Source organism: Embleya australiensis, assembly GCF_051903075.1.
Taxonomy (GTDB): domain Bacteria; phylum Actinomycetota; class Actinomycetes; order Streptomycetales; family Streptomycetaceae; genus Embleya.
This window is the reverse complement of sequence record NZ_CP182423.1, coordinates 318,164-333,870: the sequence shown is the minus strand read 5'-3', so window position 1 is coordinate 333,870 and position 15,707 is coordinate 318,164. Positions and strand designations below refer to the sequence as shown.

The window sequence follows — 15,707 nt, the reverse complement described above, 5'->3', positions numbered from 1 at the left end:
CCCCGGTGAACTCCACGCCCTCGCCCTCGTCGCCGACTTCGTCGACGTCAACCTCGTTGACAGATGCGGGACATGCCGGCACACACTCCCGACCGCCCTCGGCGACGCCGGCGCCTGACCCGGGTCACGCGATCACGGATTCACCCGCCGGGATTCGACGGCCGGGTGGCTCGAAAGGTGCGCGCGTCGGCCGTCGCAGGTCTACCCGGGTCGGCCGTGCGGTGCTCTTGACGTGTCCGACCGGGCGCAGTGGACCACCTCCGGAAACTTGGCGAAACGGGGGCTCCACCGTGCATGATCCGCCACCGGCACACCGGTTCGGGTACGAGGTCTCGCCCCGACCCGCCGCCGAGACACCTGGGGCGCAGAACTATGTGCGGCGGCTCGAGGACGCCGTCGTCGCGATCCGCGGACAACGGAACAACACAAGGATCTTCCTGCTGGTCCTGGTCGTCGCCTCCGCGGTCCTGCTCGCGGCATTTGCGGCGCTGCCCGGAACGCCGGGGTCGTCACGACCATCGTCTACGGGGGCTTGTGTAACACGCTTGGCAACGCCGTGCGAAGCGTCGACGTGCAGCGGGAGTTGCTGTGTGCTCACCCGTGGCAGGTATGGCCGTGCCGCGTCGATCTGCCGGCACCCGACGGCGGCGCCGCATGCGTCTGCTTGGCCTCGCTGCCGGCGACCGTATGGAGTCGATGATCGACGGGCTGGGTGCCGTATGGGTCTGCGGCGATCTTCGTAGCCCGGTGGTGATGGCCGCGCCCGGCGGCGAGCCGTGCCGGCTCGCCCGCCCGGCAAAGACCCCTGCGGCCGGGCAGGCCACACGGCGCGTCGAGGCCTCCGCGGTGGACGAGATCGCGCGCGCGGCAGGCCTGGCGGCCCTTCGCAACTGGCTGAACTGACCCGTGCTCGCTTCGCCGCTCGCCGGGGAAGCCGTGTTGGATCGATGCGCGCGGGCCGGTGGCGGCGCGGGGCGGCAACGCCGCTCGTACGCGCGCCACGGGATGCTGCGCGCGGTGGTCGACGACCTTGCCGCTCTGACCGTCCACGCGGGCACGGAGCCGCCGGGCGCGCCCGTTCGGGGGATGTCCCCGCGCGTCCCCTTCCGGTATGCGACGCGCCCCGATAGGCGGACATACGGTCGTGCTACGGACACACGGAACGGCGGGGGCCGGACCTCCGCGCCTGCCCCTCGCGCCCCTCGGCGCGGGACGAGCTTGCCGGGGGTTCGCCGGCAGGGCGTCTGCGAACAGGTCGAGTCGTTCGGTGTCGATCAGCGAATCCGGTTCCGCCTCGGCGAGCTTGGCTTCGATGGTGCTCAGGCCCAAGGCGCGCCGCTCCTCGCGATCCGGAAACGGCTCGGGGGACGACCTCGTCCCGGGATTGGCGGCCAACAGCAGGACGGCCGCGGCGCGGGAGATTCCGGTGCCGCCGACGAGCAGCGCGACCGCCTCGGGATCCCGGGGCATCGGACCGCGGGGCCGGACCAGGGCGAGCAGTTCGCGAATCCGTCGCGCGTCGCGCCAGCCGCTGCGCGGCGACTCGACGACATCGGTCAACGGGCCCAACCCCGGTGCTGCCGCAGCCCCGTGCCGGAACTCGAGGACGCGCATGCCCCCTGTGTGCCGGAACAGCCGAACGGTCGCTCCGTGTTCGTCACGGATCCAGGACCGGAACACGCTCGGCTCCGACACGTTTCCCACTCGCCATCGGGCATCGGCGTCGACGCATACGGACTCCGACCAGACCTCCAACAGGGCCAACAGGTGCTCGCGGTGCTCCGCCGGCGTCGACGGATGGCGGCGCGCAACGCGATCGCGCCGATCCGGCCGATCGATGCGGTCCATTCGCCATGACCGACCCGTTCGGGAGCCTGCACCTCGGTGGGCGGATCCCAGCCGCCGGACAGCTACCCGCCGATCCGTTCGAGGCCGGCGCCGGCGGCGCCGGAGGGGCCTCGGGGGTACGCCAGGCGTCGGTCGGCCGGACATCGGGCGTGGCTCGGTCGGGGTCGGGCCGGTTCTCAGCCGGGCAAGTCCCGGCACTCGGCCCAGAGGCACGTCCCTGCCCGTGGTTCAGTCGGTGGTTTCCCAGGTCCTGAGGACTGCGGCGACGCTCGCGGCGGTCGAGGAGGCGCGGGTCAACTCGTCGGCGAGCGCGGTGACTCCGGTCTGGGTGAGTTTGGCCGGCACGCCACAGGCGACGAGGTAGCCGTGGGCGACCGCGACGGCCACGCGCAGGTTCGAGTGCTCGAGCCAGCGCATCCGGCCCAGGCTGTGCGCGAGGGCCGCAGCCCTCGCGTAGGTGCCGTGGTAGACGTCCTGTCCGGCGATCACCGCCCGATGCCGCTCCACCGCCGCCACCGGCACCCCGTAGTCGTCCGGAGCCGGATCGTCGCGCCCGGCGCGACGGGCCACCTCGAGGATCCACGACAGGTCGACACTCACGCTCACCCGCGCGCCTCGATCCCGTCGAGGAGGTCGCCGTAGCCGTCCAAGACCTCCTGCGCGCCCGCCAGGAACACCTCGCGCAGCCGCTCGTTGTCCGTGCGGATCAACTGCTCCACGTACTCGTTCACCGCCATGTGCCGCGTCTGCGCCGCCTGCCGCGCCATCTCCGCCGCGGACTCCTCCAGCCGGAGATTCACCTGCGTCTTCGCCATACCCCGCAAGCTACCACCTGATAGCAAGAGGGGGGACCGAGAAGCAGGATCGGTGCACGGCGCCGTGTTCTCCCGCTCCGGGAGCCGTCCGCACAAGGCCCGGCGGCGCCGGCGGCGGCCCGGGAGCCGCCGGTCGTCCGGCCCCCGGCGACTGCGGGAACCCCGGCGAGCCGGGTCGCGAACGTGTCGGCGCAACGATCGGGCAACAGGTCGACCGGGCGGTGCGCCCACAGTGGGCGTCGACCGGCACCGCGGCACCGACGACCCGGACTCCGTCCGCCATCAGGTCCTCGACCTCCGGCCATACCGACCCCCGGAGCCCTCCGACGTTCTCCGTGCGAACGACGTTGAATGCCCAACCTCGCTTGGGGCACCGGTTGTTCGGAAGTGACGTCTCGACATACGCGTCGCAGTCCGGTCGGCCGACCGGGGATAGGACACCTACGTGTCCGTTGCGGCCGGCTTCGGGGTCCTGGGCGGATCAGCGGGTCGTCGGAGCCGGCGGCGTGAGCGCCTCGCGCAGCTCGTCGGCGGCCTGGGTGATGAGCCGGGAGAGGGAGGCGTCCGGGTCGGCCAGCCAGCGAGTCGTGGCGCGCCGGTGGATTGCCAGCACCACGTCGATGACGAAGCGTGCCTTGTCGGGCTCGACGCCGCGGCGCTCCAGCGCCCGCGCCAGCGCGTCGGCGATGTCGGCGAGCTTGATCAGATCACGCTCGGCCAGCGCCGGGTTGGCGGCGATCACTCTGACGCGGCGCAGCAGCAACTCGCGCGGGCGAAAGGTCTCCTCGGCGGTTTTCAGCGCGGTCAGCAGCGCCTCGATCGGCGTGAGGTCCGGGTCGGTCGCCTCGAATCGGGCGACGAGGTGGGCCTCGAGTTCGTTGCCGGCGAAGAGGACTTCCCGTTTGTCGGGGAAGTAGCGGTAGAAGGAGCGCTCCTTCAGCCCGGCGGCGCCCGCGATCTGCGCGACCGAGGTGCGCTCGAACCCCTGCGTCTCGAACAGTTCGAGCGCCGCGCGCTCGAGCCGGCCCTGTGCGTCGGATTCCCATCTCGGCATGCCCACCAGGTTACGACAACAGAAGCTGTTGTCAGCTGATATGTTCGATGACAACAGATGCTGTCATCACTTGGGAGATCGGCATGAAGGCTCTCCAATTCGACCGGTTCGGTTCCCCGGACGTGATCGTGCTCCGCGACGTCCCACAGCCGGAACCGGGTCCCGGTCAGATCCGGATCGCCGTGCGGGCGTGCGGCCTGACACCGGCCGACTGGCATGTCGTCGACGGTCTCCTCGCCGACCATCTGCCGCCGCTGCCGCGCGGGCTCGGCTTGGAGGTCGCGGGCACCGTCGACGCGCTCGGTGAGGGCGTCACCGGTGTCCGGATCGGGGACCGCGTGTTCGGCCCGGCCACCTTCGGCGGCCCGACGGCCGGCGCCGCCGAGTACGCGCTTATGCCGGCCTGGCACGCATCCCCGAAGGCGTCACCACCGAGCAGGCCGCCGCGCTGCCGATGGCGGCCGAGACGGCGTGGCGCGCGCTCGACGATCTCGGCGTCCGGCCGGGTGAGTTGCTGCTCGTCCACGGCGCGGGTACCACGGTGGGAGAGGCGGCGGTGCGCTTGGCGCTGCACCGGGGCATTCGGGTGATCGCCACCGCCGGGCCGACTCGGGCCGCGGCCCTGGAAGAGATCGGCGCCCGGGTGACAGCCTACGGCGAGGGCATGGTCGAACGTGTCGGCGCACTGGCCGGGGGCCGGGTCGACCGCGCCCTGGACACGTCGCCGACCGGCGGCCGGATCGACCGCGCCGACCGGCCCAGCCCGGCCGGCGGTTCGCTGCCGACCCTGATCGAGCTGACCGGGGATCCCGACCGTGTCCTCACCCTCTCGGACTTCGCCGCCGCGGCCGACTTGGGCGTTCGAATCACCACCGAGATCCGCTACGACCGGATGGACGAGTTCGCCCGGCTCGCCGGCGAAGGCATCCTGGTCGTACCGGTCGCCCGCACCTACACGCTCGACCGGATCCAGGAAGCGGCCGAGCTCAGTCGGTCCCGCCGACCCGGCGGCAAGCTCATACTCGTCCTGTGATCGCCCTGCCGGCCCGGTATACACGACACGGCCGAACAGCCCAGAGAGCAGGCAACCATGGCGATATGTCCGGATGCCGCTGTTCATGAAGCGAATCAGACGATGGTGTCGATCTTCAGGTCGCCTGTGGTGACCGTGCGGATGTGATCGCCGGCGAGCAGGCCGTGCGGATTGCCGAGGGCGATGGCGCTGACCTCGTCGAGGCGGGCCGGCTGGGAAGGAGCGAGATCGACCTGTGCGTCCAGGTCGTGGCGCCCGGACGTTGTGCCCCATGGAGTTCGTTGCGGTAGGGCAGCCACACCCCGGTTCGTAGTCCTTTTTGCGGTGCGGGGACTTCGTGTTCGACAACCGCACGGATGTGGTCCTCGACGAGGAGTTCGCCGCGATCGCGGCCGGGTCGGGCTCGGCGGCAGTGTGCGTACAACGCCACCGGCCGGGACGATCCGACTTCGGATCGCAGGATCCCGGGCGCCCCGCCGCGGCCCGGGATCCGCCCGTTGCACAGGTGGCTGACGGCAACGGCAACGGCAACGGTCGAGCGCGAGCGGGACTCGGGGGTGCTCACGCCGGTTCAACGATGCCGTGCGCTCTCGGTCGTGCGTGGAACTCCACCACTGACCGGCAGGGGCCCTGTACGGCCGGGACTTCGCGGACGCGACGTGCTCTCGCGCGCACCATCCGGCGGGCGAGAACCGAGGCGTCGAGCCCACACGAGCACGACACCACGCCGAATTTCGAACGGCTGGTACGACGATCGGTCCGCCTCACGGACATCCGGCCGGAACGCCGCCCTGCTCCGGAGCGGCCCTGTGCGCGGACCCGGATTCGGCGATGCCCCGGTCGTCCCCGATGTCGGCGACTGATGCTGCGGGCCGGGTGCCTATGTCCTCGTTCCCGGTGCCGGTGCGCGGAGTTCGTCGGCGTTCGTAGTCAAGGGTTCGCTCGCTCCGGGTCGGTCGGGTCCGGGGCGTGGCGCGGGATCGTCCATGACGGGTGGGTGTTGACCTGTGTGACCGTGGCGCCGGCGAGTTCCTTGTACGTGTCGGCGATCCGCTCCGCTCGGCCGGCGGGGAGGGGGCCGCCGTGTTCGGCGGCGCGCGCGATGATCTCTTCCGGTCCCAGGTTTCGGTTGGCCAGGACGATCGGGTTGACCGCAGGTCGGCGCATGCGGTCGTAGCGGTCCAGCGCAGCCGCGGGATCGTGGTCCCGGGCCAGGCACCAGGCGAGGACGCGGGCGTCGACGATGGACTGCGATCCGCCGTTCATGCCCATCGGGAACATCGGGTGTGCGGCGTCGCCGAGCAGTGTGACGCTTCCGAAACTCCAGCGCGGCAGCGGGTCGCGGTCGAGCATCGGATACTCCAGGATCATCGGGGAACGTTCGACCAGCGTGATCGGGTCGATCCACGGCAGGCTCCAGACGGCCAGGGCGGCACGCGCCTCCGCGGCCGGGACGCGACGGTGCGAGCGGTTCCGGAGTTCGGCGCGGTGCCCGTGCCCTACCTCCAGCACCCAGTTCAGCAGTGCCTCGCCGCCCGGCGTCGCCGGGTCCTCGATCGGATAGGCGACGAACTTCGCTCCCGGGGTGCCCCCGGCCACCACGATCGAACGGCCGTCGAGGATGTGCGGACATCGGGCGACCCCGCGCCACATGTGCACGCCGTTTCCGCGCGGCGCGCCCTCGTCGGGGTGGAGCCGGGCGCGGACCACCGAGTCGATGCCGTCGGCGCCGACCAGCACATCGGCGTCCTCCACTGTCGGCGCACCGTTCGTCCGGTCCAGGAAATGGGCTCGAACGCCGTCCCTCGTGCGTTCGAAGCCTCGGAACGTCAGGCCGGTGCGGACGGAGTCCGGCCCCAGACGTTCGCGCACCGCCGCCAGGAGCATGACGTGCAGGCGGCCCCGGTGTACCGAATACTGCGGCCACCGGTAGCCCGCTGCCAGGCCGAGCGGCTCCGCCCACACCGGCTCGCCCGCCCGGTCGTGGTAGGCCAACCGGTGCGGCGGCAGCGCGATGGCGGCCAACTCGTCTGCCAGGCCGAGCTCGGCGAGCTCGCGAACGGCGTGGGGCAGCAGGTTGATCCCCACACCCACCGCCTCGATCGTCCGCGCCGCCTCGCTCACCCGCGGCCGAAACCCGGCGGCGTGCAGACTCAGCGCGCAGGTCAACCCGGCGATCCCACCACCCACGATCGAGATCCTCATCCGCCCGCTCCCGCCTTTCGCCGCCGTTGTCATGGAAGTTCGTGCGCAGCAGCCCGCCCCAGACGCCGATCGGGCCCGTCCCCGGGAGGCCGGCCGGATGTACCGGTCGGTTCCGGTGGTGTCGTGTGTCGTCGGGGTTGGTTGAGCGGGACCGCGTCGGTGGCGACGCGGGTCGTCGGCGGCCGATGAGGGCGAGCCCCGTGTCGCCCGCCGCGTCGGCCGTGGTGGACCGATGCGGCGGGCGGACGGGGATGCGCGTGCGGCGGATCAGGAGTCGGTGGCCCGCTTGATCAGGTCGGCGACGGCGGCGGGTTGCGAGACGTAGATCGCGTGGCTGCCGGCCACCTCGACCGTCGTCGCGCCGATCCGCTCGGCCATGGCGTGTTGCGCCGGCGGCGGAATCATCCGGTCCTCGGTCGCGATCAGGTACCAGGACGGCTTCGTGCGCCACGCCGGGGTGGCCACCGCGCCGGCGAGCGCCGCCACGCCCCAGGGCACCTGCGAGTCGGCCAGGAACCGGGCCCGGGCCGGCGGCAGGTCGCCGGCGAAGGACTCGGGGAACTGCTCCCGGTCCAGGAACAGGAAGCCGTCGACCGGCGGCAGGATCGGCGGCACCGGCGCGCCGGGCGGCGGGTCGGCGATCAGGGTGTTCACCGACTCGCTCTTGTCCGGGGCGAAGGCGGCGATGTAGACGAGTGCCGTCACCTTGTCGTGGTTGCCCGCCTCCGTGATCACCGCGCCGCCGTACGAGTGCCCGACCAGGGTGACCGGACCCGGCTGCGCGTCGATCACCCGCCGGGTGACGAGCACGTCGTCGTCCAGCGACAACGTCGGATTCTGCACGACGGCCACGGTGTACCCCTCCTCGGTCAGGGCCTCGTACACGCCCTGCCAGCCGGCGCCGTCCACGAAGCCGCCGTGGACGAGGACGATGTGCCCACGCGATGCGTTGTCGCTCATCGTTTCGTTTCTCCCCAGTCCCGGGGCCGGTGACCTGATGCCCCGGCCCGTGGCACCGACTCTAGGAAGGCGAACGGCCCGGCTTCTTGCGTCATTTGACGCAAATCGAGGGCTACCCCGGCACCTTGGTGTCCGCCAGTGCGTCGCGCAGTCCGGCCCGGGAGGTGACGCCCAGCTTGGGGAACGCCCGGTAGAGGTGGGAGGAGACCGTGCGTGGAGACAGGAACAACCGTTCGCCGATCTGCTTGTTGGTCAGGCCGGTAGCGGCCAGGCTCGCGACCCGGTATTCCTGAGCGGTGAGTGTGCCGCCTCGCGGACCCGTGGGGTGATCGCCGACGCAGGCCCGCAGTTCCTGTTCGGCGCGTCGCGCCCAGGGCGTCGCGCCGAGCTGTTCGAAGCTCTCCGCGGCGGCGGCCAGGTGGAGCCGGGCCGGCGTGAGTGCGCCGCCGGCGCGCAGCCGTTCGCCGTAGTACAACCGGATGCGGGCGTGCTCGAAGGGCCACCGTTCGGCGTCCTCGTCGGCCAGGGCCTCGTCGAACCACCGCAGGGCCGTCGTGTCGTGGCGCGACGCCATGGCGTCGCAGGCGCGCAGGACGATGCGCAGGCGCGGCGAGACCGCGTCGAGCCCCGCCCCCCGGGCCGCCGCGACGTGCTCGCGCGCCTGCTCGCGCCTGCCGGTGCGTACCGCCGCCTCGACGGTGTCCAGGATCGCCCACAGCGCGTGTCCGACGAACGGGGCGAGAGTCCCGGCGGGCGAGATTCGGCACACGTGGTGGTAGGCCGTCTCGAAATCGCCCCGGGAGAGCGCGAGCAGCGTCTTGGCGTGCGCGGCGTAGCAGGTGACGGCGTGTGCGCGGCGGGAGCCGCCCCACTGGTCCATGCGGTCGGCGAGGGCACGGGCGGTGGCGTGGTCGCCACAGGCCGCGGACACGCACGCGAGCACGAACTCCCCGGTCCATGAGCGCAGCGGGTAGTGGAACTCCTCGCAGAGCGCCAGCCCGTTGCCGACCACGTCGCGCAGTTCGCCCCACCGGCCGGTGAGCCAGGCGTGACTGCCCCACAGGAACGAGGCCTGGATGGCCGGGAAGTTGTTCTCGCCGCCGCGTCCGCCCCGCGCGGTGCGCAACAGCGATTCGTCCATGGCACCGAGGCGGTCGGCGTAGGCCCCGGCGGTGCCGATCCGGACGATGCGGACGGGATCGGAGGCTTCGACCAAGGCCGCGACGGCGGCGTCGAGCCGAGCCCAGTCGTCCGGGCGCGCCCGGGCCGGATCGGCGAAGGTGGTCCGCAGCAACCGCAGGGTGTCCGGCACCGAGGAGCACTTGGCCAGCGCCGCGTCGTAATTCGCCCACAGGCGTGGCCTGGCACCGTAGACGCAGACGATGAGCAGCGTCGACAGGGCTTCGAGCACGGTGGGGTCGGCCGGGTCGTACGGCTCGGGCTGGAGTGCGATGGCGCCGGACAGCAGGCGGTGCGCGGTGTCGACATCGCCGTGGCTGTTGAGCAGATACATCGCGGCGGCCACCGCGGCGGCCAACGAGTCGGCGTTCGGGTCGGCCTGGCGCGCGTGCTCCAGGAGACGGGGTACATCGCGCAGGTCGCCGGTGATGTTCGCCCCGACGTACGCGGCCTTGGCCAGTCGCCGAGCCTGCTCGGCCGCCGCCGGACTCAGGTCGGCGGCGCGGACCAGCGCCGCCACCGAGCCCGGTCCGTCGCCGCGCCGGGCGCTGATGTCCGCGGTCTCCTCCAGCAGCGCGGCGATCCGCTCGTCGGGCTCCTCCGCCGCCTGCGCCAAGTGCCAGACACGCTGCTCGGGCACTCCGGTCCACGCCTCGGCGAGCGCGCGGTGCACGCTGCGCCGCTGATCGCTGGTGGACAGGTCCACCACGGTGGTGCGGATGAGCGAGTGCCGGAATTCGAGGCGCCCGGTCAGGTCGTCGACGTGGACGAGACGGGCCCGCTCAGCGGGGGCGAGGTGCTTGAGATCGCATCGGCCGGCCACCGCCCGGCGCACCACCAGGAGATTGCCGCTGCCCTCCAACGCCGCCACGAGCAGCAGATGCCGGGTGGCCGCGGGCAACACGGTGATCCGGGAGGCGAACGTCGCCTGGAGCCGCCGGCTGAGCGGGATGCGGCTCGGCAGGGCCCGGCCCGCACTGCGCTGGGAGTCGGTGAGGGCGGCCGGGAGTTCGAGCAACGCGAGCGGGTTGCCCTCGGCGTCGGCCATCAGGCGTCGGCGCACTCTCGGGGCGAGCGAGGGGAAGCGGCGGGACAAGAGCTCCTCCGACGCGGCCTCGCTGAGCGCGCCCAACTCGTGAAGCGGCAGGCCGCCGTGGTCGAAGAAGCCCTCGTCGCCGATCCGGACCGCACACACCATGCCCGCCCCGACCCCCACCAGGCTGCGGGCCACCTGCGTGAGCACCACCGCACTGGCCGGGTCCAGCCACTGCGCATCGTCCAACACGAGCACGGTGGGCCGGTTGCGGGAAAGATCCGTGAGCAGCGACACCACGGCTTCCGCGACCGCCTCCGGCCCGGGAGCGGCCGCCCGTTCCAGGTCCAGCGCCGCGGCGAGCACGGGCATACCGGCGATCTTGGCCCGCACGTCGGGAACGGAGGTCAGCAGCCGGCGCAGCGCACCGTATCCGGTCCGCGCCCGGTACTGCACGCCGACGGTGTGCGGTACGCGCATCCCGGCGGCATCGGCCCGCCGGGCGAACGCGGTGAGCAGCGTCGTCTTCCCGACGCCCGGCTCCCCGAGCAGCACCAACGACCCGCCGCCGTACCGTACGTCGGTCAGGAAGGCGTCGAGCCGCGCCAGGTCGACCTCGCGGCCGATCAACGCGCTGTCGCCCGTATCGGGCGTGCGGCTGTCGGCCGTGGTGGCGAACAGGTAGTGATCGCCGGTGCGTTCGTGCATCACGACACCTCCTGGGGTCTGTTGCGTTCGATGCAGAGCGCCCGCGCCCCGACCGACACACGTCGCGGCCGATCGCCGGAGCGGTGTGAATCGTGAGTATCGCCCGGAGCGTCGCCGAGATCGACGGAATGCCTGCGGTGAGCGCGAGTTCGCGGTGCGCAGCTGCGCGGCCACCGCCGCCGGCCCGTCACCGCGCCGGGTGGTCGCGGCGGCGACACGCTCCATTCGGGTTGCATGGGCCGGCCGCGGCACGACGCAGCGCGTGGAGGTCTCCGCTACCGTCCAGGGCGACGGGTGGGTGCGGGCAGCCCGGACATGGGAGGCGAACGCCGCCCGGAGCTTTCGGCTTTTACTGCCTGGGCGTTTCCGCAGCCGGGCGCGACGCCGGCGAGTACGCATCACGTGCACCTACACGCTGGAGGCCGCACGCGTGGTGTCCGCCGGCAACCCGGAACTCACTTCGTCTACGACTCCGGCGAAGGCACCGACAGCACCGAACAGGGGCGTTCGGCCCGGGCTCGCGTGAAGGGCCGGGACGGAGAACGCCCCCGTTCGCCATGGTCATGCGCGCCTACGCGTTCCGGCCGGGATGGATCCAGCCCGCCCACGGCGAGACCGTGCATTCGGCGGCCGTCGATGCCGGCGTCATGCATTGAATTATGGCCGGAGTGCCGTCTAGGATTTTCGATATGGCGAATCAGATTGCGGGCGGACCGGAAATTCTGGAATACGTCAGGGAGTTCTCGCTCCGCGAGGACGAGATTCTGCGCGACCTGCGGCACGCGACCGCCGAACTGCCCGCCGGGGAGGCGATGCAGGTCATGCCCGAGGAGGGGCAGTTCCTGGCGATGCTGGTCGCGGCCACCGGTGCTGCGGAGGTCCTGGAGATCGGCACCTTCACCGGATACAGCACTCTGTGCATGGCACGTGCGCTGCCGCCGCACGGACGCCTGATCACCTGCGACATCACCGCGCGGTGGCCCGAGATCGGTGCCGCGTATTGGCGACGGGCGGGTGTGTCCGAGCGGATCGAGGTTCGGATCGGAGCGGCGACCGAAACACTTCGAGAAATGATCGCCGAGGGTCGATCCGGCGAATTCGGCCTTGTTTTCATCGATGCCGACAAGCGGAATTATCCGCACTACTACGAGCTGGCTCGGGAACTCGTGCGGCCGGGCGGATTGTTGGTGTTGGACAATACGCTTTTCTTCGGTCGGGTCGTCGACCCACTCGCCGTGGACGCGGACACCGTCGGTGTTCGCGAGGTCAACGCCCGGATCCGGGACGACCGCCGGGTCGACATCTGCATGCTTCCCGTGGCCGACGGCATTACCCTGGTCCGCCGGAGGTGACCGGCCGCTCGCCCCCGAGCGCCCGGTTCGGCCCCTCGTGCGGATCCGGCGCGATCAGCCGGACCGTCCCGGGCGCCGGCCGCGGTTCCGGCAGCAGGTGCAACACCCGGATGTCCGCGGCGGGATCCCGCTCGACCACCCCGTCGGCACAGGCGCAGGGCGACTCGTCGAAGCCGGCGAACCGGTAGGCGATCTCCATCATGCGATTGCGGTCCGTGGCCCGGAAGTCCGCCAGCAGGTGCACGCCCGCCCGAGCCGCCCGATCCACCAGCCAGTTCAGGATGATCGTGCCGACGCCGAACGCCACCACGCGGCACGAGGTGGCAAGCAGCCTGAGATGCCACGCACGCGGGTGTTTGCGCAGCAGCACCACACCCACCGCACCGTGCGGCCCGAAACGGTCCGAGAGCGTGGTGACCAGGACTTCGTGGCGGGCGTCGTCGAGGAGGGCACGCAGCGTCGCGTCGGGGTAGTGCACCCCCGTCGCGTTCATCTGGCTGGTGCGCAGCGTCAACTCCTCGACCCGCGACAACTCTTCCGCCGTGGCCCGCCCGATGCGCATCACCATCTCCAACGAGCGCAGGAAGTCGTCGTGCGAGCCGGTGAATCGGGCCCGCTCGTCCGTGCGCCGGACCCCGGCCCGGTACATCGTGCGACGCCGGCGCGCGTCGACCGTCACCGTCCCGGGACTGAACTCGGGCAGGCCGAGCAGCGTCGCGGCGTCCTCCGCCCGGTAGCAGCGCACGTCCGGAAGGTGGTGGGCCACCTCGGCCCGCTCGGCCGGCTGGTCGTCGATGAAGGCGATGGTGGAAGGCGCGAAGTGCAACCGCTCGGCGATCCGTCGGACCCCCGCCGATTTGCGCCCCCAACCGATCTCCGGCACGACGAACCAGTTGGCCAGCCCCAACGCCGTCAACCGCCTCCAGGTCGGGTCGTGATCGTTGCGGCTGCACACCGACTGCAGGATGCCGCGCGCGTCCAGGCCGGCGATGACCTCGCGGACCTGCGGAAACGGAACGACCTCCTCGTCCTCCAGCAGCGTGCCGCGCCACAGCGTGTCGTCGAGGTCCCAGACCAGGCACTTGATCGGAACGGGCAAGGCCGGCAGAGGCGGTCGGTTCATGTTCGACTCCCGGTCACGAGCTTCGTCGTCGGCCACGATCGAGTTCACCGCCGGCCCAGCACGTGGTCGGCCAGCATCAACTGGCACATCTCGTTGCTGCCCTCGATGATTTCCATGAGCTTGGCGTCGCGGTACGCCCGCGCGACGACGTGACCGTCCCGCACGCCGGCCGACGCGAGCACCTGGACGGCGGCCGAGGCGCCCTTGACCGCGTTCTCCGCGCCGACGTACTTGGCCAACACCACGGCCGCGACCAGGTCGGCGGCATGCTCGTCCCAGCAGCGACTCGCGTATTCACAGACCCGCGTCGCGACCTGCTCGGCGGTCCACAGCTCGGCCAAGTGTCGGGCGATCAACTGGTGTCGCGCCAACGGCCGGCCGAACTGTTCCCGGGACACCGCGTGGTCGACGGTCGCCTTGACACAGGCCCGCAGGATTCCCACACAGCCCCAGGCGACGGAGATCCGACCGTAGGCCAACGCCGTCGTCACGAGCAGGGACAGCGGCTGGCGCCCACCACCCAGCAGGCTCCGGAGCGGCAACCGCACCCGATCGAGCCGGACTTCCGCATGCCCGGCCGCTCGACACCCGAGCGGATCGGCCACCCGGGTCACCGAAACTCCGGGCACGTCGCGAGGCACGACCACCACCGCGCCGCCGTCGCCCATCCGGGCCACGACCAGGAACAGGTCGGCGTGCTCGGCGGCGGTCACCCACATCTTGCGGCCGGTGAGCAGCACCGTGTCCCCGTCGAGGGTGGCGAGGGTCGCGACGGCGGACAGGTCGCTGCCCGCCTGGGGTTCGCTGAATGCCATCGCCGCAGTGTCACCCGAAGCCAGCCGCGGCAGCAGGTCCGCCGCCTGGGCCGGATCACCGAGCCGTTCGACGGTCCACGCCGCCATGCCCTGCGAGGTCAGCACGCTGCGCAGCGAACCGCACAGACTGCCGACATGCGCGGTGAACTCGCCGCTGTCCGCGCTCGACCACCCCAACCCGCCGTATTTCGCCGGGATTTGCGTCGTGAGCAGGCCGGCCGCGCCGAGTTTGCGCACGACGTCGTCGGGCAAGCGGCCGGTGCGGTCCCAGCCGGACGCCCGATCACCGACCACTTCGGTGATCGTCGAGGCCGCCGCGACCACGGATTCACGCACCGAGACCTCCGGGGACCGGCCGCCGCAGCCGTTGGACCAGTTCGGCCATCCGCACCACCGTTCGAAAATGGTCCATCCGCAGATCGGCGCCGCGAATCGCGATGTCGTACGTGTGCTCCAGATACACCACCAGTTCCATGGCGAAGAGCGAGGACAGGCCCCCGGGACCGAAGACGTCCGCATCGATCGTCCAGTCCCGCCCCGTGTGCCGGGTCAGGAACCGCAGCAGCTCCGCCTCGACCCCGTCGGAGCCGCGTACGGACTCGGAAGCCGTCGGGTCGGGCGATTCCAACGACTCGGACGACTCGGACGACACAGTCATGCCGGTTCTCCCTCGTATCCGTATGTGTAGAAGCCACGCCCGCTCTTGCGGCCGAGCCGGCCCGTCCGCACCATCTCCAGGAGCAGGTCGCAGGGGCGGCACCCCTCGTCACCGGTCCGGCTGTGCAGCACCCACAGCGAGTCGACCAGGTTGTCCAACCCGATGAGGTCCGCGGTGCGCAGCGGGCCCGTCGGATGACCCAGGCACCCCTGCACGAGCCGGTCGACCGACTCGGCGCTCGCGGTACCCGCCGCCACGACCCGGATCGCGTCGTTGAGCATGGGGTGCAGGATGCGACTGGTGACGAAGCCCGGCGCGTCGTCGACGACGATCGGCTCCCGGCGCAGCACGGCGAGCAGGGCCCGCAGCGTGTCCATGGCGACCTCACCCGTGTGCGTGCCCCGGATCACCTCGACCGTTCGGATCAGGTGGGGCGGATTCATGAAGTGGGTGCCCACCAGATCCGCCGGGCGGGCCGTGGCCCGAGCCAGTTCGTCGATCGGGATCGCCGACGTGTTGGAGATGATCGTGGTGCCCGGCGGGACCAGTGCGGACACCTCGGCGAGGACCTTCGCCTTGGCGTCGGCGTCCTCGGTGACCGCCTCGATCACCGCGAAGGGCGCCGAGTCGTGGATCATCGCCACGTCGGCCAACGACGCCCCCGTGACGAGTACGCCGGCCGCGATCTCGTCCGGCAAGGCGCTCAGCAGTCGGCCCAGGCGCACCATGCGCTCGATTCGCGCGGGGGCCTCGTCCAGTCGGCGCCGGTCCGGGTCGATCAACGACACCGCGATGCCGTGCCCGATCGCCAGTGCGGCGATGCCCGACCCCATCACTCCCGCTCCGAGGACGGCCAACCGTTGCCCGACCCCGGACGTATCGTTCTCCGCTGCCATGTCGTCTCTCTTTCGGTCCCGCCCGGGC

13 protein-coding genes and 1 pseudogene are annotated in these 15,707 nt (G+C 71.5%); 2 read left to right on the top strand and 12 right to left on the bottom strand.

The genetic code is table 11. The features are described from left to right. Positions 1-594: 594 nt before the first annotated feature. The 4 genes from ACMXN5_RS31810 to ACMXN5_RS31795 all read right to left on the bottom strand — a co-directional run bounded on the left by ACMXN5_RS31810 (position 595) and on the right by ACMXN5_RS31795 (position 3,717). Positions 595-1,848, bottom strand: a complete 1,254-nt coding sequence (locus tag ACMXN5_RS31810) for a hypothetical protein (RefSeq protein ID WP_439678351.1) — start codon at positions 1,846-1,848, stop codon at positions 595-597. A gap of 228 nt (positions 1,849-2,076) precedes the next feature. Next, on the bottom strand, positions 2,077-2,454 hold the full coding sequence (locus tag ACMXN5_RS31805) for a fic family toxin-antitoxin system, toxin component (RefSeq protein ID WP_439678350.1): 378 nt from the start codon (positions 2,452-2,454) through the stop codon (positions 2,077-2,079). Beyond that, complete coding sequence (locus ACMXN5_RS31800) at positions 2,451-2,663, bottom strand: hypothetical protein (protein WP_380039864.1); 213 nt, start codon at positions 2,661-2,663, stop codon at positions 2,451-2,453. Before ACMXN5_RS31800 ends, ACMXN5_RS31805 begins: the two co-directional genes overlap by 4 nt. Before the next feature lie 481 nt (positions 2,664-3,144). After that, positions 3,145-3,717 carry a TetR/AcrR family transcriptional regulator gene (locus ACMXN5_RS31795; RefSeq protein WP_439678349.1) on the bottom strand — a complete coding sequence of 191 codons (573 nt, stop codon included), beginning with the start codon at positions 3,715-3,717 and terminating at the stop codon, positions 3,145-3,147. An 83-nt stretch (positions 3,718-3,800) separates the two neighbouring features. On the opposite strand from ACMXN5_RS31795, the pseudogene ACMXN5_RS31790 reads away from it, so the two are divergent. Then, positions 3,801-4,750, top strand: a pseudogene (locus tag ACMXN5_RS31790) (NADP-dependent oxidoreductase). Between the two features lie 95 nt (positions 4,751-4,845). Here the strand turns inward: ACMXN5_RS31790 and ACMXN5_RS31785 are convergent. The 4 genes from ACMXN5_RS31785 to ACMXN5_RS31770 all read right to left on the bottom strand — a co-directional run bounded on the left by ACMXN5_RS31785 (position 4,846) and on the right by ACMXN5_RS31770 (position 10,835). Continuing rightward, the gene (locus ACMXN5_RS31785; protein ID WP_439678348.1) at positions 4,846-5,049 is read right to left on the bottom strand and encodes a hypothetical protein; all 204 of its coding nucleotides are present in this window, start codon (positions 5,047-5,049) and stop codon (positions 4,846-4,848) included. 631 nt (positions 5,050-5,680) lie between these two features. Beyond that, entirely contained in the window at positions 5,681-6,955 is a 1,275-nt protein-coding gene (locus tag ACMXN5_RS31780; protein ID WP_439678347.1) for an FAD-dependent monooxygenase, read from the bottom strand. Between the two features lie 267 nt (positions 6,956-7,222). Continuing rightward, positions 7,223-7,915, bottom strand: a complete 693-nt coding sequence (locus tag ACMXN5_RS31775; protein ID WP_439678346.1) for an alpha/beta fold hydrolase — start codon at positions 7,913-7,915, stop codon at positions 7,223-7,225. A 112-nt stretch (positions 7,916-8,027) separates the two neighbouring features. After that, complete coding sequence (locus ACMXN5_RS31770; protein WP_439678345.1) at positions 8,028-10,835, bottom strand: helix-turn-helix transcriptional regulator; 2,808 nt, start codon at positions 10,833-10,835, stop codon at positions 8,028-8,030. A 689-nt stretch (positions 10,836-11,524) separates the two neighbouring features. Here ACMXN5_RS31770 and ACMXN5_RS31765 point away from each other — a divergent pair. After that, positions 11,525-12,187, top strand: coding sequence for a class I SAM-dependent methyltransferase (locus tag ACMXN5_RS31765; RefSeq protein ID WP_439681319.1), 663 nt, complete (start codon positions 11,525-11,527; stop codon positions 12,185-12,187). Here ACMXN5_RS31765 and ACMXN5_RS31760 read toward each other — a convergent pair. From ACMXN5_RS31760 to ACMXN5_RS31745, 4 genes are read right to left on the bottom strand one after another with little or no spacing between them, the layout of a single operon-like run. After that, on the bottom strand, positions 12,165-13,310 hold the full coding sequence (locus ACMXN5_RS31760; RefSeq protein WP_439678344.1) for an HAD-IIIC family phosphatase: 1,146 nt from the start codon (positions 13,308-13,310) through the stop codon (positions 12,165-12,167). The genes ACMXN5_RS31765 and ACMXN5_RS31760 overlap by 23 nt on opposite strands. 44 nt (positions 13,311-13,354) lie before the next feature. After that, on the bottom strand, positions 13,355-14,461 hold the full coding sequence (locus ACMXN5_RS31755; RefSeq protein ID WP_439678343.1) for an acyl-CoA dehydrogenase family protein: 1,107 nt from the start codon (positions 14,459-14,461) through the stop codon (positions 13,355-13,357). Further along, positions 14,454-14,783 carry an acyl carrier protein gene (locus ACMXN5_RS31750; RefSeq protein WP_439678342.1) on the bottom strand — a complete coding sequence of 110 codons (330 nt, stop codon included), beginning with the start codon at positions 14,781-14,783 and terminating at the stop codon, positions 14,454-14,456. The genes ACMXN5_RS31755 and ACMXN5_RS31750 overlap by 8 nt, the downstream gene beginning before the upstream one ends. Beyond that, positions 14,780-15,679, bottom strand: a complete 900-nt coding sequence (locus ACMXN5_RS31745; protein WP_439678341.1) for a 3-hydroxyacyl-CoA dehydrogenase family protein — start codon at positions 15,677-15,679, stop codon at positions 14,780-14,782. The genes ACMXN5_RS31750 and ACMXN5_RS31745 overlap by 4 nt, the downstream gene beginning before the upstream one ends. Positions 15,680-15,707 lie beyond the last annotated feature (28 nt).

Bases quoted from the DNA above. Each gene is read 5' to 3' on its own strand.
- ACMXN5_RS31810 (WP_439678351.1), bottom strand. From the start codon at position 1,848: ATGGACCGCATCGATCGGCCGGATCGGCGCGATCGCGTTGCGCGCCGC.
- ACMXN5_RS31800 (WP_380039864.1), bottom strand. From the start codon at position 2,663: ATGGCGAAGACGCAGGTGAATCTCCGGCTGGAGGAGTCCGCGGCGGAG.
- ACMXN5_RS31795 (WP_439678349.1), bottom strand. From the start codon at position 3,717: ATGCCGAGATGGGAATCCGACGCACAGGGCCGGCTCGAGCGCGCGGCG.
- ACMXN5_RS31780 (WP_439678347.1), bottom strand. From the start codon at position 6,955: ATGAGGATCTCGATCGTGGGTGGTGGGATCGCCGGGTTGACCTGCGCG.
- ACMXN5_RS31775 (WP_439678346.1), bottom strand. From the start codon at position 7,915: ATGAGCGACAACGCATCGCGTGGGCACATCGTCCTCGTCCACGGCGGC.
- ACMXN5_RS31770 (WP_439678345.1), bottom strand. From the start codon at position 10,835: ATGCACGAACGCACCGGCGATCACTACCTGTTCGCCACCACGGCCGAC.
- ACMXN5_RS31765 (WP_439681319.1), top strand. From the start codon at position 11,525: ATGGCGAATCAGATTGCGGGCGGACCGGAAATTCTGGAATACGTCAGG.
- ACMXN5_RS31760 (WP_439678344.1), bottom strand. From the start codon at position 13,310: ATGAACCGACCGCCTCTGCCGGCCTTGCCCGTTCCGATCAAGTGCCTG.
- ACMXN5_RS31750 (WP_439678342.1), bottom strand. From the start codon at position 14,783: ATGACTGTGTCGTCCGAGTCGTCCGAGTCGTTGGAATCGCCCGACCCG.
- ACMXN5_RS31745 (WP_439678341.1), bottom strand. From the start codon at position 15,679: ATGGCAGCGGAGAACGATACGTCCGGGGTCGGGCAACGGTTGGCCGTC.